The organism is Pseudomonas farris (genome assembly GCF_019145235.1).
Taxonomy (GTDB): Bacteria; Pseudomonadota; Gammaproteobacteria; order Pseudomonadales; family Pseudomonadaceae; genus Aquipseudomonas; species Aquipseudomonas farris.
Genome location: NZ_JAHSTV010000007.1, coordinates 289,038 through 308,422, shown reverse-complemented (window position 1 = coordinate 308,422; position 19,385 = coordinate 289,038). Strand labels below are relative to the sequence as shown.

At 59.5% G+C, this 19,385-nt stretch carries 18 protein-coding genes and 1 pseudogene; 10 read left to right on the top strand and 9 right to left on the bottom strand.

Annotated features, from left to right (window positions below; all coding sequences use genetic code 11):
• Nucleotides 1-135: 135 nt before the first annotated feature.
• Together ctpM and KVG95_RS17180 are read left to right on the top strand one after the other, a co-directional pair.
• Nucleotides 136-1,818, top strand: coding sequence for a methyl-accepting chemotaxis protein CtpM (gene ctpM, locus KVG95_RS30480; protein ID WP_217857267.1), 1,683 nt, complete (start codon nucleotides 136-138; stop codon nucleotides 1,816-1,818).
• A gap of 218 nt (nucleotides 1,819-2,036) precedes the next feature.
• Nucleotides 2,037-2,195 (top strand): metallothionein, encoded by a 159-nt coding sequence (locus KVG95_RS17180; RefSeq protein WP_052963136.1) that lies wholly within the window; start codon nucleotides 2,037-2,039, stop codon nucleotides 2,193-2,195.
• A 70-nt stretch (nucleotides 2,196-2,265) separates the two neighbouring features.
• Here KVG95_RS17180 and KVG95_RS17175 read toward each other — a convergent pair whose 3' ends face one another.
• From KVG95_RS17175 to KVG95_RS17165, 3 genes are all read right to left on the bottom strand, one after another.
• Nucleotides 2,266-2,493, bottom strand: coding sequence for a DUF6555 family protein (locus tag KVG95_RS17175; RefSeq protein WP_030131525.1), 228 nt, complete (start codon nucleotides 2,491-2,493; stop codon nucleotides 2,266-2,268).
• 316 nt (nucleotides 2,494-2,809) lie between these two features.
• Nucleotides 2,810-3,844, bottom strand: coding sequence for a purine-nucleoside phosphorylase (locus tag KVG95_RS17170; RefSeq protein ID WP_217857266.1), 1,035 nt, complete (start codon nucleotides 3,842-3,844; stop codon nucleotides 2,810-2,812).
• Between the two features lie 24 nt (nucleotides 3,845-3,868).
• On the bottom strand, nucleotides 3,869-4,825 hold the full coding sequence (locus tag KVG95_RS17165; RefSeq protein ID WP_217857265.1) for a nucleoside-specific channel-forming protein Tsx: 957 nt from the start codon (nucleotides 4,823-4,825) through the stop codon (nucleotides 3,869-3,871).
• Between the two features lie 469 nt (nucleotides 4,826-5,294).
• Between KVG95_RS17165 and selD the strand changes: the two genes are divergently transcribed.
• Together selD and mnmH are read left to right on the top strand one after the other, a co-directional pair.
• Nucleotides 5,295-6,329 (top strand): selenide, water dikinase SelD, encoded by a 1,035-nt coding sequence (gene selD / locus KVG95_RS17160; protein WP_217857264.1) that lies wholly within the window; start codon nucleotides 5,295-5,297, stop codon nucleotides 6,327-6,329.
• Entirely contained in the window at nucleotides 6,329-7,432 is a 1,104-nt protein-coding gene (mnmH, locus tag KVG95_RS17155) for a tRNA 2-selenouridine(34) synthase MnmH (protein WP_217857263.1), read from the top strand. The genes selD and mnmH overlap by 1 nt, the downstream gene beginning before the upstream one ends.
• A 135-nt stretch (nucleotides 7,433-7,567) precedes the next feature.
• Here the strand turns inward: mnmH and KVG95_RS17150 are convergent, their stop codons facing one another.
• Nucleotides 7,568-8,242 (bottom strand): histidine phosphatase family protein, encoded by a 675-nt coding sequence (locus KVG95_RS17150; protein ID WP_217857330.1) that lies wholly within the window; start codon nucleotides 8,240-8,242, stop codon nucleotides 7,568-7,570.
• Between the two features lie 293 nt (nucleotides 8,243-8,535).
• On the opposite strand from KVG95_RS17150, the gene KVG95_RS17145 reads away from it, so the two are divergent.
• Together KVG95_RS17145 and hemB are read left to right on the top strand one after the other, a co-directional pair.
• Nucleotides 8,536-9,243 (top strand): glutathione S-transferase family protein, encoded by a 708-nt coding sequence (locus tag KVG95_RS17145; protein WP_217857262.1) that lies wholly within the window; start codon nucleotides 8,536-8,538, stop codon nucleotides 9,241-9,243.
• A 248-nt stretch (nucleotides 9,244-9,491) separates the two neighbouring features.
• Nucleotides 9,492-10,466 (top strand): porphobilinogen synthase, encoded by a 975-nt coding sequence (hemB, locus tag KVG95_RS17140; protein WP_052963143.1) that lies wholly within the window; start codon nucleotides 9,492-9,494, stop codon nucleotides 10,464-10,466.
• 131 nt (nucleotides 10,467-10,597) lie between these two features.
• Here hemB and KVG95_RS17135 read toward each other — a convergent pair whose 3' ends face one another.
• Nucleotides 10,598-12,127, bottom strand: coding sequence for an FAD-dependent monooxygenase (locus KVG95_RS17135; RefSeq protein ID WP_217857261.1), 1,530 nt, complete (start codon nucleotides 12,125-12,127; stop codon nucleotides 10,598-10,600).
• A gap of 191 nt (nucleotides 12,128-12,318) precedes the next feature.
• Here KVG95_RS17135 and KVG95_RS17130 point away from each other — a divergent pair, with 191 nt between their 5' ends.
• Nucleotides 12,319-13,413: a DUF1615 domain-containing protein gene (locus KVG95_RS17130; protein ID WP_217857260.1), complete on the top strand. Its 1,095-nt coding sequence runs from the start codon at nucleotides 12,319-12,321 to the stop codon at nucleotides 13,411-13,413.
• 82 nt (nucleotides 13,414-13,495) lie between these two features.
• Here the strand turns inward: KVG95_RS17130 and KVG95_RS17125 are convergent.
• A pseudogene (locus KVG95_RS17125) lies at nucleotides 13,496-13,855 on the bottom strand (phage infection protein); the annotation flags it as partial.
• On the opposite strand from KVG95_RS17125, the gene KVG95_RS17120 reads away from it, so the two are divergent.
• Together KVG95_RS17120 and KVG95_RS17115 are read left to right on the top strand one after the other, a co-directional pair.
• Complete coding sequence (locus KVG95_RS17120) at nucleotides 13,854-14,096, top strand: hypothetical protein (RefSeq protein WP_217857258.1); 243 nt, start codon at nucleotides 13,854-13,856, stop codon at nucleotides 14,094-14,096. The pseudogene KVG95_RS17125 and the gene KVG95_RS17120 overlap by 2 nt on opposite strands.
• 2 nt (nucleotides 14,097-14,098) lie before the next feature.
• Nucleotides 14,099-14,722 carry a glutathione S-transferase N-terminal domain-containing protein gene (locus KVG95_RS17115; protein ID WP_217857257.1) on the top strand — a complete coding sequence of 208 codons (624 nt, stop codon included), beginning with the start codon at nucleotides 14,099-14,101 and terminating at the stop codon, nucleotides 14,720-14,722.
• A gap of 130 nt (nucleotides 14,723-14,852) precedes the next feature.
• Here the strand turns inward: KVG95_RS17115 and KVG95_RS17110 are convergent, their stop codons facing one another.
• On the bottom strand, nucleotides 14,853-15,293 hold the full coding sequence (locus tag KVG95_RS17110) for a CBS domain-containing protein (RefSeq protein WP_007901706.1): 441 nt from the start codon (nucleotides 15,291-15,293) through the stop codon (nucleotides 14,853-14,855).
• Nucleotides 15,294-15,651: 358 nt separating this feature from the next.
• Here KVG95_RS17110 and KVG95_RS17105 point away from each other — a divergent pair, with 358 nt between their 5' ends.
• On the top strand, nucleotides 15,652-18,012 hold the full coding sequence (locus tag KVG95_RS17105) for a DNA polymerase II (protein ID WP_217857329.1): 2,361 nt from the start codon (nucleotides 15,652-15,654) through the stop codon (nucleotides 18,010-18,012).
• Here the strand turns inward: KVG95_RS17105 and KVG95_RS17100 are convergent.
• Nucleotides 17,977-18,447: a DUF1810 domain-containing protein gene (locus KVG95_RS17100; RefSeq protein WP_217857256.1), complete on the bottom strand. Its 471-nt coding sequence runs from the start codon at nucleotides 18,445-18,447 to the stop codon at nucleotides 17,977-17,979. The two genes, KVG95_RS17105 and KVG95_RS17100, sit on opposite strands and share 36 nt — an antisense overlap.
• A gap of 30 nt (nucleotides 18,448-18,477) precedes the next feature.
• Nucleotides 18,478-19,299 (bottom strand): aldo/keto reductase, encoded by an 822-nt coding sequence (locus tag KVG95_RS17095; protein WP_217857255.1) that lies wholly within the window; start codon nucleotides 19,297-19,299, stop codon nucleotides 18,478-18,480.
• Nucleotides 19,300-19,385: the final 86 nt, after the last annotated feature.

The window sequence follows — 19,385 nt, the reverse complement described above, 5'->3', positions numbered from 1 at the left end:
GTCAGTCACATTGATGCTGAATGTAACGCCGCCATCGCGAGCAGGCTCGCTCCCACAATGACTGCGTTCAACTTTTGAATTGGCCTGCCGTTATAGCTTTTAACCACGCCAAACAAAATCAAAAGAGTGAACGTCATGCGCATGAGCCTGAAGGCTAAAGTCCTGTCCCTTGCCGTCCTCCCGGTGCTGCTCTTTGCGCTGGTCATCAGCCTGACCACGCTGTTCATTCTGCAGGAGCAGGCCCGCAAGGAAGTCGAGGAAACCCGTCAGCGCCTGCTCAGCGATGCCAAGGCGACCCTGCAAAGTTACGTCGCCGTGGCCATGACCACGATCAAACCGCTCTACGACGCAGCCGCCCCCGGCGATGATGCGGCGCGGGCACAGGTGGTCAAGTTGCTGTCGAGCATCACTTACGGCAAGGACGGCTACTTCTTCGGCTACGACTCCAACACCGTGCGCCTGTTCAAGGCCAACAGTCCCGAAGGCGTGGGCCAGAGCTTCAAGGACAATCGCGATCCGAACGGCGTCTACGTCAACCGCGACCTGGTGAAAGTCGCCAAGGACGGTACTCACTACCTGCAATACAGTTCGCCGCTGCCCGGTAACACCCAAGTGCTGGTGCCCAAACTCGGCTACACCGAATACCTGCCGAAGTGGGACATGGCGGTCGGTACCTCGGTCAACCTCGACGGCATCGAAGCGCAAGTGGCGGTGGTTGAGGCCAAGGTCCAGGAACGCATGCAAGGCGTGGTGCTGAGCATTGTCGGGATTGCCGTGGTGGTGCTGCTGGTGATCGCTGCTGCCGGGATGCTGCTGGCCAACACGATTCTGCGTCCGCTGAACCTGATGAAAGCCAACCTCGATGACATCGCGGCGGGCGAGGGTGACCTGACCCGGCGCCTGTCCATCACCAGCCAGGATGAACTCGGCGAACTGGCCGGCTCGTTCAACCGTTTCGTCGACAAGATCCACGGTTTGGTGCGGCAGATCACTGAAATGACCTCGCAACTGACCGGGCTGGTGAATCAGGTCTCCGATCAGGCCCAGCGTTCGGATCAGGCCATGGAGCGCCAGCGTCACGAAACCGATCAGGTGGCCACGGCGATCAATGAAATGTCGGCGGCGGCCCAAGAAGTGGCCAAAAGCGCGCAAAACGCAGCGGTCGCTGCCCAGCAGACCGACGAAGAAGGCCAGGCCGCCAAGCGCGTGGTGGCCGGCAGTATCGTGAAGATTCATGCGCTGGTGAACGACATTCGCAGCAGCGGCGTGTCTCTCGACAGCCTGCAGAAAGATGTATCGTCGATTGTCAGCGTACTCGGGGTGATCCGTTCGATTGCCGAGCAGACCAACCTTCTGGCGCTCAACGCCGCCATTGAAGCGGCCCGCGCCGGTGAGGCCGGGCGTGGTTTTGCGGTGGTCGCCGACGAAGTGCGTGCATTGGCCAGTCGCACGCAAATCAGCACCCAGGAAATCCAGAGCATGATCGACCGCTTGCAGGCCGGCACCCAATCGGCAGTCGAGGCCATGCGCCGCTCCAGCGAGGCCGGCGACGGCACGTCGGCCCAGGCCAACGAGGCGGGGGCGTCTCTGGACGCCATGGCCCAATTGATCGGCACCATCAACTCGATGAACGCCCAGATCGCCAGCGCCGCCGAAGAGCAAACTGCTGTGGCCGAAGAGATCAACCGCAGCGTGCATCAAATCGCCGTGGCCGTAGACAGCGTCGCCGACGAAACCCAACTCGGTGCCCAGACCTCGCGCAGCCTGGCCGACCTCGGTCAACGCCTGGGGCAACTGGTCGGGCAATTCCGTATCTGATTGATAATGCTCGTGTGGCAAAGGGGCTTGTCCCCAATGCCGGTAAATCAAGAAATTTGAGCGACGGAAATCCTGTGGTTCCGCATCGCGACTACCCTCATTAGTAAGCAAGCACCGTCCAAGCGTTTGTTTGAACCCGTATCTGGAACGGGCGGTCATTTGCTTCAGGTGTCGCGCATTCGCGGCACCCGGACGACCCTAACCACGGAGTCAGACTTATGAATGACGGTACCTGCGACTGCCCGAAATGCAACTGTAAGCTGGGTGAACACCCTATCGTGCGTCACGGCAAGCACTATTGCTGTGAAGCCTGCGCCAAGCACCACGAAAACGGCGAAACATGCGCCACCAAAGGCTGCAAGTGTGCTCAACACTGACCGTTCAGCCAAAAAAGTGGAGCCGTCCAGGCTCCACTTCAGTTGGGATCTTTCCCCTCCTTTTTGACGCTCAACTGGCCGGTCGCCAGGTCACATTCTCGATGCCGAATTTTTCCGCCAGCGGTTTGCTGGTCTTTTGCACCCGTTCACGGCCAAAGCGCGGGATCCGGCCGATACCGGCGTCGCAACTTGCCCAGTGCCAAGCCTCTGCATTGTCCATTTTTTCCAGGCGGATAATGAAAGACTTGGGCTGGCCATGAAGGGTGTATTCAATAACGAAAAGTTTTGCATTGTTCATAAAGCCTGTATTCCTCCCTGTAGTTATAGAGGGATCACGAGGCGCAGGGAAAATTCAGTCGAATTGTCGGACGGTGACAGTGACTGGCGACAGCCGGACGCCTCTTGATCATGGAGTCTTCCCGACCCCAAATGATCCTAGCCTATGGCCCAAGATGCGCCGGCGGAATCGTCACAGTCGGCATGTATGTTGAATGTTCTAGCCCTATCGCGAGCAGGCTCGCTCCCACAGTTGATCTGCGCCACTCACATGATTTGTGACCAACACAGCCCCCTGTGTGAGCGAGCCTGCCCGCGATGACGGCCTGAAGCCGAACTCAGACCTCAGGCACACCTTTCTCCCAAGCCGACCAATTCTGCAAAATTTCCTGCACCAACGGATTCCCCGTGCGGTACAGGTTCTCCAGCGCCGGCACAAACCCACCCTGATCGGCGTATTTGAGCAGGTTATCCACCTCGCTCTGGCCCGGCGCCGGCCGGTCGAAGTCGGAACCGGCGCGCACCACCGCCAGGCGCCGGACGTCCACCAACCCCTCGCGGCTGGCGCGCAGCAGCGCCTCGTAGGTGGAGTTGTCTTCCTGCTGAGTCGTGCAATAGACCCCTTCGTTATTGGTCAGCAGCCTGGTCCAGACTTCCGCCCGCTCACTCAACCGCGTTCCGGAAAACCAGGTATTGCCCGCCAGCGTGTCGCACTGGGTCACCACCGGAGGCTGATTGGCCGGCGCAGACGGATACTTCAAGCGCCATATCGCTGATTCCTTGCTTTCGCTCAGCTGGACCTTGTGGCTCAGGGCGAATGCCTTGGCCTGCAACTTCGGATTGAGTTCGAACACTTCAGTCTTGTAGTCCAGCGGCGGCTTTTCGTTCGGGCCTTTGGTGTTGATGCCCAGATAACCGGTCGGCCAGTCTTTCGGCGCGTCCCGGGAGTCCAGCTCCCACTGGGTGCCGAACTCCACCAGATAGTGCGCCCACGCGGTGGTGCCGATGGTGCCGTGGTGCGGGCTGATGCCGGCAATCCCGGCGATCAGGAAGTAACTTTTGCGCAGATCGAATTTCGGTGACAGTACCAGGGCCAGGGTCGAGGCTGCGGCATTGGTCTGGCCCATGCCGGTGACCATCAGGCACACCTGTTGGGTGTTGCAGCGAATATTCGGGTACTCGGCGGACAGGCCCGGTACGCGCACTTCTTGCTTGAGCTCCAGGCGATCGATCCAGTTCTGCGCCTCGGGGGCGAACATGGTGATCAGCATCACTTTCGGCTGGATCGGCGTGTTGTCAGCCCACGCGGCGGAAGAGAGCAGGGTGCCGCAAGCCAAGCCCACGGTAAGGGAAAGACGCGTCATTGCATTCATAAAACCTCCTGATTCAAATGAGCCTTAAAATTGATAGCCGACACCGGCGTAGTAGCCCCAGCCGTTGGAACGGGCGCGGAAGTCACCGTCGCCGAAATTCAACTCGCTGCCGTCGTCCCAGTTGCCGCCGTTGTGGAAGTAACGGCCGACCAGGGTGAAACGCAAGTGGGTGAAGGCGTAGAGCAACACGTTGGTGGCCACGGTGGCATTGGCGGTGCGGGCCGGGTTGTCCTTGTGCAGGTCGGAGCCGAAGTCAAAGTTGGTGAAACCGATATAGGTCAACGACGCGCCGTTGCTGAAGCTGCTGATGGGCACGATGTACTTGAGCTGGGCGCGGTAGCCGTCCCACGAATACTCGTTGCTGGCGCCGTAGTTTTCCCACTGGTAGCGGCCATAGAAGTTGGCCGACAGGTTGACCCGCGAATGGGTGTCGATGTCGGTGCCGAGGCCGCTGTACAGCGTGTTGGCGCGGTTGGCACTGTTGCTGCCATGGTCGTAGATCCAGTCGAACGCGACGTACCATTCCTTGAACGGCCCGACGGCCAGGCTGCGGCCGGCCAGGTAGTCAATGGAAATCCGCGGTTCGTGCTCCATGAACACCGGCGAGCCGTGGTCCCACACGCCTTTGTCATGGCTGTTGCCGATGTCGAAGATCTTCGGAATGTCGATGTAACCGTACAACTCGAACGGTCCCTTGCGGCCGAAGTATTCATATTCCAGGTAGATATCGTCGGTCGGTTGCGGGCCGAAACTGATGTCTTTGCTGCCGATGATGGTCAGGTCCTGGTTAAACCAGTCCGACAGGTAGGCACCCTTTTTCGGCGGGCTGGCTTCAGAGCTGAGGGCTTCACCCTGGGCGGATTCTTCGGCGGTGGCCGGTTGGGCCAAAGCATGGTTGCTGAGTAATCCTGTAACGCTGGCCAGCAGCAAGGAAACAGCAAAGGTGCGCGAGCAAGTCACGCGGTTGGAGGTGCAATGCATTAAAAGTCCCTTTTCGTGCGGATCGAAAGCCCGGTGATGCGGGTTTGCGCGGTTAGGTGGCGAACAGGCCGGTATCGGCGACTAGCAAACGTTTGCACAAGGCATACCAGTTTGGTTCAAGGCACGGAAAAATCTAAGGAATTGACGGTTTAACTGTCCTTTCGGTCAAAGAATTCGAGGTGAGGGGGGAAAAGGAGGGGAATTCGGGGGCGAAGGGATCTGGATGAGATATGCACCAAAGTGGTATCGACGATCAGATAAGTAACCCCATCTGTGGCAATAGAGCTTTTGTGGCGAGGGAGCTTGCCCCCGTTCGGCTGCGCAGCAGTCGTAAACCATTCAACACGGTGCTGCAGACAAACCACATTGTCTGGTTTTGGGGGCCGCTGCGCAGCCCAACGGGGGCAAGCCCCCTCGCCACAGGGTTGCTGTAGAATCCTCGCCATTGACTTCACAAGGTGCACCCCCGATGAGCGAGCCGATTCGTCTGACCCAATACAGCCACGGCGCAGGCTGTGGCTGCAAGATTTCGCCCCAGGTGCTGGAAGTGATTCTGGCCGGCAGCGGTGCGCAAAACCTGGACCCGAAACTCTGGGTCGGCAACGCCTCGCGCGATGATGCGGCGGTGTATGCCATTGACGAAGAACGCGGCGTGGTCTCGACCACCGACTTTTTCATGCCGATTGTCGACGATCCGTTCGATTTCGGCCGCATCGCCGCCACCAATGCCATCAGCGATATCTACGCCATGGGCGGCGACCCGTTGATGGCGATTGCGATTCTCGGCTGGCCGGTCAATGTGCTGGCGCCGGAGATTGCCCGGGAAGTGATTCGCGGCGGGCGTTCGGTCTGCGATGAGGCCGGGATTCCGTTGGCCGGCGGCCATTCCATCGACGCGCCAGAGCCGATCTTCGGCCTGGCCGTGACCGGGCTGGTGGAAAAGCGCCACATGAAGCGCAACGACACCGCGACAGCCGGTTGCTTGCTGTACCTCACCAAACCCTTGGGCATCGGCATCCTCACCACGGCCGAGAAGAAGGGCAAGTTGCGCACTGCCGACATCGGCCTGGCCCGCGACTGGATGTGCACCCTGAACAAACCCGGCAGTCGTTTCGGCAAACTCGACGGCGTGACCGCAATGACCGACGTCACCGGTTTTGGCCTGCTCGGGCATTTGGTGGAGATGGCCGACGGCAGCAACGTGACCGCCCGCATCGAATATGACCGTGTGCCGCGCCTGCCGGGTGTCGAGTATTACCTCGATCAGGGCTGCGTGCCGGGCGGCACGCTGCGCAATTTCGACAGCTACGCCAGCAAGGTCGGCCGGCTCCAGGAGTTGCACAAACGCGTGCTCTGCGATCCGCAGACCAGCGGCGGCCTGCTGATCGCGGTCACGCCCGAAGGCAACGAAGGGTTCCTGGCGGTGGCGGCCGAACTCGGTCTGGCCCTCGACCCGATCGGCGAACTGGTTGAGCGACAGACTAACGCGGTAGAGGTGTTTTGATGTCCATCGACTTCACCGATTACCGCGACATCTTTCTCAACGACCGGCCGATGATGGATACCCGCGCACCGGTCGAATTCCTCAAGGGCTCATTCCCCGGCGTGGTCAATCTGCCGCTGATGAATGACCTCGAGCGGCAACGGATCGGCACTTGCTACAAGCAGCAAGGCCAGCAAGCGGCCATCACGCTGGGACATCAATTGGTGTCTGGCGAGATCAAGGCCGAGCGCATCCAGGCCTGGGCCGATTTTGCCCGGGCTCATCCGGATGGTTATTTGTATTGTTTTCGCGGCGGCTTGCGTTCGCAGATCGTTCAGCAATGGCTCAAGGACGAAGCGGGTATCGACTACCCGCGAGTCGGCGGCGGCTACAAGGCCATGCGCACTTTTTTGCTCGATACCCTCGATCAGGCCATTACCCAGTGCGATTTCGTTTTGCTGGGTGGCATGACCGGCACCGGCAAGACCGAGGTGCTCACTCAATTGAGCAACGGGCTGGACCTTGAAGGCCACGCCCATCATCGCGGCTCAAGCTTCGGCAAACGCGCCACAGGCCAACCCTCCAACATCGACTTTGAAAACCGCCTGGCCGTGGACGTACTGAAGAAGCGCGCCCGCGGAATCGAACAGTTCGTGCTGGAAGACGAGAGCCGCGCAATCGGCAGTTGCGCCTTACCGTTGCCGCTGTATCAGGGCATGCAGCAGTTTCCGATGGTTTGGCTGGAAGACAGCCTGGAAGGGCGTGTCGAACGAATCCTGCGTGATTACGTGGTGGACTTGTGCGCCGAGTTCATCGAAGTACATGGCGATGAAGGCTTCGCGCTGTTTTCCGAACGTTTGCTGGCGAGTCTGAACAATGTCCAGAAACGGTTGGGCGGCGAACGTCATCAGCGGATGTTGACCTTGATGGAAGATGCGCTGGCAGAACAGGCGAACAGCGGTGCGGTGGATTTGCACCGGGGCTGGATCGAGGGGTTGCTGCGCGAGTATTACGACCCGATGTATGCGTTTCAGCGGGAGAAGAAGGGTACGCGGATCGAGTTTGTCGGGGAGCGGGGGGCGGTGCTCGAATACCTGCGGGAGCGGGGTAATCAGCGGGGGTGATGTTGTTTTGCTGGCCCCATCGCGAGCAGGCTCGCTCCCACACTGGATCTCGGTGGTACGCAAAGTCTGTGTTCACTGAAGATCAAATGTGGGAGCGAGCCTGCTCGCAATGAGGGCCAGACAGGCCCCGACCGCTTACGTCGGACAGCTCTCCTGACCGTTATCCAGCCCTTGCTTGTAGCTGTGGCTCTGCAGGCTGGCCTTGCCGTTGTGCCAGGTCAGTGTGAGCACGTACAGCGAGTCGTAATCGCTCGACTCCCAGTCATCGGTGATGTTCTGTTCTTTGCCGACGGCTTCCCCGGCGACCTTGTTGATCAGCTCGGGCAGGTAGCCGTGGGACCAGGCCGTATAAATGACCGAGTTGTGATACTTGTCGTGCAGCAGTTCATCCGCCAGGTCGCTGGTGTCGTTAGCCGAGAATTCGATGTTCACCGGCAAACCAAGCTTGATCGCGCTGGGGCTGATGGTCATCAGGGGCCGGATGTAACTGTAGGAATTATCCAGTTCGCCTTCCTCGACATTGCGTGTCGGGTTGGCGGCAAACACATAGTTGGCTTTGCCGAATTTTTCCGGCAACAAAGTGGCCAGGTCGATGGCGCGATTCAGCCCCTGACAATTGAGCTGACCCAGGCCGCCGGCGGGTTTTTCCCCGTGGCGCAAAAATACCAGCGTCTGGGTGCCGTCTGCCGGTTGGGCGCGGCTTTCACTGGATTCAAGCGACAAAAACAACGCGCTGACCGCCAGCAGGGCGGGCAGGAAGATATAGGCGCGATGTTTGAAGCGTTGGGCGAGTTTCGATGGGTTCATCATCTTCAGGTCATCTTCAGCGCATTCGGTTAAGGCTGACAAACCTTGACACCGCCAGCTCCCAGCATCGGGTGTATTCCATGTCGTTGACCCGGTCCGTTTCCTACAGGGCAATGTTCAGAGTCCTCTGAAGCCCTTTGGTTCGATCCGGGCGAGGTGCCTGGCACTTTAACGGCAACCTTGAACGGATTGGGGAAAAGGTTATCGACTGGATGTTGCGGATTTATGGACATGGCACACACCTTATCCCTCTGTAGATTATGATCTTCGCTCCGGTTTTCTCGTGGATGCCCCTTATGACCGATTTGTCTGCATTCCCCATCACTCAAAAATGGCCGGCCCAGTACCCGGAGTGGATCCAGCTCTATTCCTTGCCAACGCCCAATGGCGTCAAGGTTTCGATCATGCTCGAGGAAATCGGGCTGCCCTACGAGCCGCATCGGGTGGGCTTCGACACCAACGATCAGTTGTCCCCCGAATTTCTGTCGCTGAACCCCAACAACAAGATCCCGGCGATCCTCGACCCCCACGGTCCAGGGGACCAACCGCTGGCCTTGTTCGAGTCCGGGGCGATTCTGATTTACCTCGCCGACAAGAGCGGGCAACTGCTGGCGCAGGAATCGGCGGCGCGTTACGAGACCATTCAATGGCTGATGTTTCAGATGGGCGGTATTGGGCCGATGTTCGGCCAACTCGGATTTTTCAACAAATTCGCCGGCAAAGACTACGAAGACAAGCGTCCCCGTGATCGCTACGTCGAGGAAAGCAAGCGCTTGCTTCAAGTCCTCGACGGCCGTCTGCAAGGGCGCGACTGGATCATGGGCGAACGCTATACCATCGCCGACATCGCGACCTTTCCGTGGGTGCGCAACCTGATCGGCTTCTATGAGGCCGGTGATCTGGTCGGTATCCAGAATTTCCCCAATGTTACCCGCGTACTGGAGCGTTTCCTGGCAAGGCCGGCGGTGATTCGCGGGCTGGAAATCCCCAAGCAACCTCTTTGAGTTATCGCACTGAACCTGTGGCAGCGGGCTTGCCCGCGATGACGGTGGTAACTTCAACATCAAATGTCACTGACATACCGCTATCGCGAGCAAGCCCGCTCCCACAGGGTTCTGTGCTGGATGCGGTCGATTGTTGCCGCCGCGGTAACGCAGTCTTGAGCGATCGAGGTTTGTGCCTCGCGCCTTGCAGGGCATAAGCTTCGCCCCCTACGACTTTTTGTCTCATCCGCCGTTTTTCAGGAAGGCCCATGCCCAGTCAGTTCCCCGAAGCACGTCCACGCCGTCTGCGCCGCAATGCGAGCCTGCGCAGCCTGTTCCAGGAAACCGAGTTCAGCCTGAACGACCTAGTGCTGCCGATTTTCGTCGAGGAAGAAATCGACGATTTCGTGCCGATCAAGAGCATGCCCGGGGTGATGCGCATTCCCGAGTCGAAGCTGGCCGGCGAGATCGAGCGTTACGCTCGGGCCGGGATCAAGTCGGTGATGACGTTTGGCGTGTCCCATCATCTGGACAGCAGCGGCAGCGACACCTGGAGCGACAATGGTCTGGTGTCGCGCATGTCGCGCATTGCCAAGGACGCCGTGCCGGAAATGATTGTGATGTCCGACACCTGTTTCTGCGAGTACACCGATCACGGCCACTGCGGCGTGCTGCACCATCACGAAGTCGACAACGACCAGACCCTGATCAACCTAGGCAAACAAGCCGTAGCCGCCGCCCGCGCTGGCGCTGATGTGATCGCACCATCGGCGGCCATGGACGGGCAGGTCCAGGCTATTCGCCGGGCGCTCGATGAAGCGGGTTTCAGCCAGACCGCGATCATGGCCTATTCGACCAAATTCGCTTCGGCGCTTTATGGCCCGTTCCGCGAGGCTGGCGGCAGTGCGCTGAAGGGCGACCGCAAAAGCTATCAGATGAACCCGATGAACCGCCGCGAAGCCGTGCGTGAATCGTTGCTGGACGAACAGGAAGGCGCCGACGCGCTGATGGTAAAACCGGCCGGTGCGTATCTGGACATCATCCGCGACATCCGCGAAGCCTCGCGTTTGCCGCTGTCGGCGTATCAGGTGAGCGGTGAGTACGCGATGATCAAATTCGCCGCGCAGGCCGGGGCAATCGATGAAGACCGAGTGGTGCGTGAGAGCCTGGGGGCGATCAAACGGGCCGGGGCGGATTTGATCTTCACCTATTTCGCGATGGACCTGGCCCTGGCCGGGATCTAATGATCACCACATAATCACTGTGGGAGCGGGCTTGCTCGCGAAGGCGGCGCGTCAGTCGATATTTATGGTGACTGACACGCCGCCTTCGCGAGCAAGTCCGCTCCCACATTTGATCTTCGCCGTTCTTGGGTTCAGCCGAAGAAAGGCCGAATCTCACGGTCCCGGAAATACCGCTCGATCACCTTCGGATCGGCGCTGTAGTCGGCAATCGCCACATACGTATCCGGCCGCAGCAGGTAGAACCCGTTGCGCGCCAGCCCCACGGTTTCAAACACCGGTCGCCAGTCGAACACCTGCAACGGCAGATGATGCTCGGTGCACCAGACGATCATTTCATCGCTGGTGTCGCCATACACATGCACCTGCCAGCTCGGATTTTTTAGTGACTCGAAATTGTCCCCTTCACCGTCGTGGGCCCAGGGCAGGCGATCACCGCCATGAACATGGCCTGCAACGCCCTCGCTCAACGGCATGCCGCGATAGTTGAGAGTGGTCTGTGACACCGTGCGAAACATGAACTCCCGGGCCGCCTCAAACGAGATCATTTTCGGGATCAAAAAGGGTGCCACGCGTATACGCATCACGTCGGCAATGGGCCCATCGGCTGTGACGAAACTGAAGACCCGATCAGTGGTGGCCACCAGTCGCCGGGCAAACGCGATGCGTTCAGTTTCATAGCTGTCGAGCAGTTTGGCCGAGGCGCCACCGCTCAACACCGTCGCGAGTTTCCAGGCCAGATTGATCGCGTCGCCAATCCCGGTGTTCATGCCCTGGCCTCCCGCCGGGCTATGGACATGGGCGGCGTCACCCAACAGAAACGCGCGCCCCGTGCGAAAGTGATCCGCAACCCGGTGATGCACACGGTAGGTCGAGAACCAGTTCACCTGATCGATCTGCACCTTTAAATGCTCGATGGCCCGGCTGCTGACGTCTTCAAACTGGAGGGTTTCGGCACGGTCGGCGCGTTCATCGCGAACCGTGCCGATCAGGCGGGCACGACCTTCGCCGGCCAAGGGAAATACGGCGAGGAAGTCGGCTTCATCAAGGTCCACATGCAGTTCACCGTTGAACGTGGGGCCGCGAGCCTGCACATCCGCCACGTAGAAAATCTGCTGGTAGGTGCCACCCGGAAAACCGGTGTCCAGCGTCTTGCGCACAATCGACCGGGCGCCGTCGCAGCCGGCGAGGTAACAGGCCTGGCAGGTTTCCTGCTGGCCATCGGGCAAGCGCAGCCGGGCGGTGATGCCGTCGCTGGTTTCCTCGAAGCTTTGCAGTTCGGTATCGCGCTCCACCGTAATGCCGAAGGCTTCCAGGCGTTCGATCAGCAGGCGTTCGTGCTCGTCTTGCGGATAGATTTCCAGAAACGCGTAGGGCGTCAGACCCTCGCCGATGGTGCTCAGCGGCAGGCGTGCGACGGGTTCGCCCTTAACCCAGAAATTCGCCGCGGCCACTTTATGGCCGTTTTGCACAACGGCGTCGCTGAGGTCGAGCTGGCGATACAGTTCAAGCGTTCGCGCCTGTACCGCCAGTGCACGTGAAGTGGTGCCGGGTGTCGACGTCTTGTCGATGATCCGCACCGCAATCCCCAGTTTGCTCAACCACAGCGCCAGTACCAGCCCGGTCGGGCCGGCACCGATGATCAGCACGTCGCTACGGTTCATGAGCCTGTCCTCCTCGGTGTGTGGATCAAGTATGGTTCAGCCCGGATGCACCGGCCTCCCGGCTGCCCAACGGAAAACCACCCCTGTGGCGATACAGCGCAGGGGAACAGTCCGCGACTGTCACAGTCATAGCCTGCGCCATGCCATTGATCGTATGGTTAACCCGGCTCAACGGATTTTGATGGAGCACCATGCAAGTCAATCGATTGATCATGAGCATCGCGGCACTGTTGGTCCTGGCCGGTTGCGGTAGCCAACGCACGCAGGAACCGCCGGCCCGCAAGCCTGCCGAGGTCAAGGCAGAGATCATGCGTCTGCTCCCGGCCAAGACAGCCGACCGCCAAGGCTGGGCCACAGACATCTACGCGGCATTTGCCGCACAAAAGATTCCACCGACCACGCAAAACCTGTGTTCGGTACTCGCGGTCACTGAGCAGGAATCGACGTTTCAGGCTGATCCGCGGGTACCGGGCCTGGGTAAGATCGCCCGGGACGAGATCGACCGCCGCGCCGCCAAGGCCCACATTCCAGGCCTTCTGGTGAGCGGTGCCTTGCAGGTAAGTTCACCCAATGGCAAAAGTTACAGCGACCGGCTGAATGCTGCGCGCAGCGAAAGAGAACTCAGCGCGATTTTCGATGATTTCATTGGCATGGTGCCCATGGGGCGGACGCTGTTCGATGGTTTCAACCCGGTGCACACCGGCGGGCCGATGCAGGTCAGCATCGATTTTGCAGAACAGCAGGCGCGGGATTATCCCTACCCGGTGGACGGCTCGATTCGCCGCGAAGTGTTCACGCGTCGCGGCGGTATGTATTTCGGTATTGCCCATTTGCTCGGTTACCCGGTGAGCTACAAGCAGCCGCTGTATCGTTTCGCCGATTTCAACGCCGGTTGGTACGCCAGCCGCAATGCGGCGTTTCAGAACGCGGTAAGTCGTGCGACGGGTATTCCGCTGGCGCTGGATGGCGATCTGGTGCGCTACGGTTCGATCATGCCGGGCACCACGGAATTGGCGGTGCGCACCCTCGGCAAGCAACTGGACATGCGAAACCTGACCATTCGGGATCAATTGGAGGAGGGGAAAGGGCTCGAATTCGAGGACACCAAGCTCTACCGACGAGTCTTCGCTTTGGCCGAACAAGCCGAAGGCCGGCCATTACCCCGGGCGGTGTTGCCGGGGATCTTGCTGCAAAGCCCGAAAATTACCCGCAAACTCACCACGGCGTGGTTCGCCAAGCGGGTCGATGAGCGTTATCAGCGCTGCATGAAGCGCGCGGGGATGTAACCGAACCAAAAAATGACTATAAAAAAACCCGGCTGATGAGGCCGGGTTTTTTATTGAGTCCTGCGGTAAAACCCTTCATTCAGGCAACGCGATTCTGGATCAGGCGATCGGAACCACCTTCAGCCACGCGATTCTGGATCAGACGGTCCGAACCACCTTCGGCCACACGATTCTGGATCAGACGGTCCGAACCACCTTCGGCCACACGATTCTGGATCAGACGATCTGAACCACCTTCAGCGACGCGGTTCTCGATCAGGCGATCTGAACCACCTTCAGCGACGCGGTTCTCGATCAGACGATCCGAGCCACCTTCAGCCAAACGGCTTTCAATCAAACGATCCGAACCGCCTTCGGCGACGACCGGGTGAGCAGAGGAAGCAGCGAAAGCGTTAACTGCAAAAACCGAGAAAGCGATGCTGAGGAGGATTTGGCGTTTCATGATGGTGTGCTCCGGGGTGTTATTGGTTGGGTATGGAGCGGATGTTACGCCGAGGATTTTTTATGAGAACTTCATTGACGTGATGGTGAACATCGACGCTGATGATGATTACAACGACGGCCCTGTGGGCCTGCTCGCGAAAGCGGTACTACATTTGACGGATGAATTGACTGGCCCACCGCTTTGGCCGAGCGCAATCTTCGGCAGCTGCTACAAAGAGAGAGTCGCAGAGGAGATTTAGTCATGTACCAGCTCTACGGGCATCAGAACTCAGGTGCGGCCGCCATCGAAGCCGCGTTGGAACTGTGCGAGGTTCCTTATCGCTTCATCGATGTTTCATCGTCCCCGGAGGCGGTTCAGGCATTGGAGAAGCTCAACCCGCTCAAGCAGATTCCCACCTTGCAACTGCCCGATGGCGGTGTTCTGACCGAGAGTGCGGCCATCCTGATTCATCTGGGCCTCACGTTCCCGGAGTCGAACCTGCTGCCGGAAAACCCGCTCAAGCGTGATCAGGTTATTCGGGGCCTGGTGTACATCGTCAGCAATTGCTATGCCGCCATAGGCATCATCGATTACCCCGAGCGCTGGCTGGCCGAGGCGGACGAATCATCCAGGGAAAACCTCATGGTCGGTGCCCGCCAGCGCCTGCACTGGAGTTGGGAGGTGTTTGCCGATCAGTTCGCCGGCAAGTTGTACCTGGGCGAGGGAGCGCCGGGCGCGCTGGATATTCTGGCGGCGGTGGTGACACGGTGGGCGGGCACCCGAGAGCACTTGCGCACCGCGCGGCCGGGGTTCTCTGCCTGGCTTGAACGCTTCGACCGGCACCCTGCATTGGCACCGGTTTTCGCGCGGCATTGGCCGTCTTAAGAACACCGCCAATCAAAATGTGGGAGCGGGCTTGCTCGCGAAAGCGGTGTATCAGTCACCATAAGTATCGACTGACATATCGCTTTCGCGAGCAAGCCCGCTCCCACAAGGGGATTTGCGGTGGGTTGGGTCACTCGCCGCGAATGTACTGCTCCAACTGCCGAATCAGTTCAGCCTGTTCGGCAATGGCTTCCTTGACCAGGTCGCCGATGGACAGCAAGCCTATCAACTCGCCGTTTTCCACCACCGGTAAGTGCCGCAGGCGTTTTTCGGACATGATGCCCATGCAGGTTTCGACGGTTTGATGGGTGTCCACGGTGATCACCGGCGCCACCATGATGTCACTGACCGGTGTGCCGACAGAGGAGCGCCCCTTGAGCACCAGTTTGCGCGCATAGTCACGCTCGCTGATGATGCCGACGACCTTTCCCTCTTTCAGCACCGGTAACGCGCCGACGTTTTTTGCGGCCATCACCATCAGCGCTTCCAGCACCATTTGATGAGGCGCAATGGTGTGGACTTCCTGATTCTGTTGGGCCTTTAACTTGAGCAGTTGGGCGACGGTTTTCATGGCGGTTTCTCGGGTGTTGTCGTTGTTCTTGAAGAATCGTAGAGACGCGCTCACAGAGCAAGGAAGAAAGCGGCAGATACCGAGCAAAAAGCGTCATTCAGCGATTTTTCTTTGTAAAAGACCGCCCTTAATGCCGGTAAGTTAAGAAATTTGAGCAACGAAATTCCTGTGGGAGCGTGGCTTGCCCGCGAAGAATGCACCGCGGTTTTTCAGGTACTACGCGTCATCGTTCTTCGCGGGCAAGCCACGCTCCCACAGGTTCTGCGTCTTAACTTACCGGCATTAGGGCAAGCCCCCTCACCACACCGTCGATCACGCGTAGAATTACCCCTTGAATCAGATCGTTGAGGTTGCAGTGGTGGATTTACAGCAGGGCTTCGTCCTGACCCGGCATTGGCGCGATACCCCAGCCGGCACGGAAGTCGAGTTCTGGCTGGCGACCGATGCCGGCCCCCGGCGCATCCGCCTGCCGCATCAGCCGTCGGTAGCGTTCATTCCGGCGGTCCAGCGCGAGCAAGCCGAAGCGCTGCTGCGCGCCGAGAAAAACCTCGAGCTGAAGCCCTTGGCACTGCTGGACTTCGAACATCGCCCGGTGCTCGGCCTGTATTGCCAGCAGCACGGTCAGTTGATGCGCCTGGAAACCGCGCTGCGCAAATCAGGCGTTGATGTATTCGAAGCCGACATCCGCCCGCCGGAACGCTACATGATGGAGCGTTTCATCACCGCGCCCGTTTTGTTCGGCGGCACACCCAGCGCCGAAGGCCTGCTGCTCGACGCGCAAATGAAACCCGACCCCGGCTACCGACCGAAGCTCAGACTGGTCTCGCTGGACATCGAAACCACCGCTCAGGGCGAGTTGTATTCCATCGCCCTGGAAGGCTGCGGCGAGCGGCAGGTGTACATGCTCGGGCCACCCAACGGCGATGACAGTGGGGTAGATTTCCAGCTCGAATACTGCGATTCGCGAACCCTGCTGCTGAAAAAACTCAATGAATGGTTCGCTCGGCACGACCCCGACGCCATCATCGGCTGGAATGTCGTGCAGTTCGATCTGCGCGTACTGCACGAACATGCTCGCCGCCTGGCGGTGCCACTGAAGCTGGGGCGTGGCGGTGAAGAAATGCAGTGGCGCGAGCACGGCAGTCGCAATCATTATTTCGCCTCGGCCGCCGGCAGATTGATCATCGACGGCATCGAGTCGCTGCGCTCGGCGACCTGGAGCTTCCCCTCGTTCAGCCTCGAAAACGTTGCACAAACCCTGTTGGGCGAAGGCAAGTCGATCGACAACCCCTACCAGCGGATGGACGAAATCAATCGCATGTTCGCCGAGGACAAGCCGGCCCTGGCGAAGTACAACCTCAAGGACTGTGAACTGGTGACACGGATCTTCGCCAGGACCGAATTGCTGACCTTCCTGCTCGAGCGCGCCAGCGTCACCGGTTTGCCGGCGGACCGCAGCGGTGGCTCGGTGGCGGCTTTCACTCACCTGTATATGCCGTTGATGCACCGGCAGGGCTTCGTCGCGCCGAACCTCGGCGGCAAACCACCGGAGGCCAGCCCCGGCGGTTTTGTCATGGACTCGCAACCAGGGCTGTATGAATCGGTGCTGGTGCTCGACTACAAAAGCCTCTATCCGTCGATCATCCGCACCTTCCTGATCGACCCGGTGGGCTTGATCGAAGGGCTCAAGCATCCCGACGACAGCGAGTCGGTGCCGGGCTTTCGCGGTGCACGTTTCTCAAGAACCCGGCATTGCCTGCCGGCCATCGTCGCCCGGGTCGCCGAAGGTCGTGAAAGCGCCAAGCGCGAACATAACGCACCGTTGTCCCAAGCCCTGAAAATCATCATGAATGCCTTCTATGGCGTCCTCGGTTCCAGCGGTTGCCGCTTCTTCGATACACGGCTGGCCTCGTCCATCACGTTGCGCGGTCACGAGATCATGCTGCGCACCCGCCAATTGATCGAAGCGCAGGGGCATGCGGTGATCTATGGCGACACCGACTCGACCTTCGTCTGGCTGCGCCGCGCCCACGGTCAGGCAGAAGCCGCGCGGATCGGCCATGCGCTGGTGGATCACGTCAACCAGTGGTGGCGCGAGCATGTGAAACAGGAATACGGGCTGGAAAGTGCCCTGGAATTGCAGTTTGAAACCCACTACAAGCGCTTTCTGATGCCGACCATTCGCGGCGCCGAGGAGGGCAGCAAAAAGCGCTATGCCGGATTGGTCACCCGCGCCGATGGCACCGATGAAATGGTCTACAAGGGCCTGGAAACCGTGCGCACGGACTGGTCGCCGTTGGCCCGGCAATTCCAGCAGGAGCTGTACCTGCGCATCTTCAATCGCAAACCCTATCAGGACTATGTTCGTGACTATGTGCGCAAGACATTGGCCGGTGAGTTCGACGAGCGCCTGATCTATCGCAAACGCCTGCGCCGTACCCTCGATGATTATCAGCGCAACGTGCCACCGCATGTGCGGGCTGCGCGAATCGCCGATGACTACAATGACCAGCAGGGACGTCCACGGCAATACCAGAATGGCGGCTGGATCAGTTATGTAATCACCGTCGCCGGCCCCGAGCCGCTGGAAATCCGCAGCGCGCCCATCGACTACGACCATTACGTCACCCGGCAGCTGCAACCGGTGGCGGATGCGATCCTGCCGTTCGTGGATGATGATTTCTCAACGCTGATTGGGGGGCAACTGGGCCTGTTTTGAGTCCAGCAGCGACAACGTCCAGTCATCCGGTATGCCGTGAAAATACTGATCCAGCGCCTGATGGAACAAGCTGCCTTTTGGCGAAACCTGGGCGAACAGCGTCATCGATGAGTGAAACTTGAGGTTGTCGGGATGACCGAAAATCTTGGTGATCGACCGATGAGGAACGTCCAGGACCAATTGCGTGCAGGTACGCAAGCGCGGACCCAGTAACGGATGTTCCAGGTACGCCTTGGCTTCTTCACTGGAGCGAATGGCGAAGTAACGGGACATCTCGCTGTCGCCCAACCCGGAAAACTGCGGAAAGATAAACCACATCCAGTGCCGGCGCTTCTGGCCGGCCCGCAGCTCCTCCTGCACCCACTCGAACACAGGGTCCTGCGCCTGGACGAAGCGTGGCAAATTGAACGAGTCGAGCTGATCGGTACTTCTCATGCCGATGCCCTCTGACAGAACCGCGATGGCTCAGACCATGGCCAACCGTTGCTTGCGTTGTGGCGCGCGAAAAGCTTGGTCCAGCGCCTCCAGATCCCCGACCTCAAGCCGCAATTGCGCCGCTTGCGCATTGAGCTGCACATGTTCGGGACGGACCGCCTTGGGGATGGCGATCACACCGTTCTGACGCAGAATCCATGCCAGCGCTACCTGCGCAGGTGTCGCCTCGTGACGGGCGGCAATCTGCTTGAGCGTCGAATTGGCCAGCATCTGACCGCCCTGGCCGATCGGACAATAGGCCATCACCGGCATCCTTTGGTGTTGGCTCCAGGGAAGCAAATCGAATTCGATGCCGCGCTCTTCAAGGTTATATAGCACCTGGTTGGTGGCGCAGGCTGGTGAAGCCAATTCTTCCAGGTCATCCAGATCGAAATTGGACACGCCCCAACGGCCGATCTTGCCATCTTCGCGCAGGCGTTCGAAGGCTTCGACGGTTTCCGCAAGGGGATAGTCGCCGCGCCAGTGCAACAGGTAGAGGTCGATGTAATCGGTATTCAAACGCCGCAGGCTACGCTCACAGGCCTGGGGGATGCCTTTGCGGCTGGCGTTGTAGGGGTAGACTTTGCTGACCAGAAAAACCTGGTCACGCACGCCGGCGATGGCTTCACCCACCACCTCTTCAGCGCCTCCTTCTGCATACATTTCAGCGGTGTCGATCAGGGTCATGCCCAACTCGATGCCCAAACGCAGCGCTGCAACTTCCTTTGTGTGTCGGGAGCGTTCCTCTCCCATGCGCCAGGTTCCTTGGCCGATGACCGGCACTTGGCTGCCGGCCAGCTCAAGAGTACGCATGAATCCTCCTTCCTGAAGTCCGATCGATACTTCAGTTGGCAGCAAAATAGTCCGGTGGTTCCGTGGATATCTCGAAAGATCGCAGC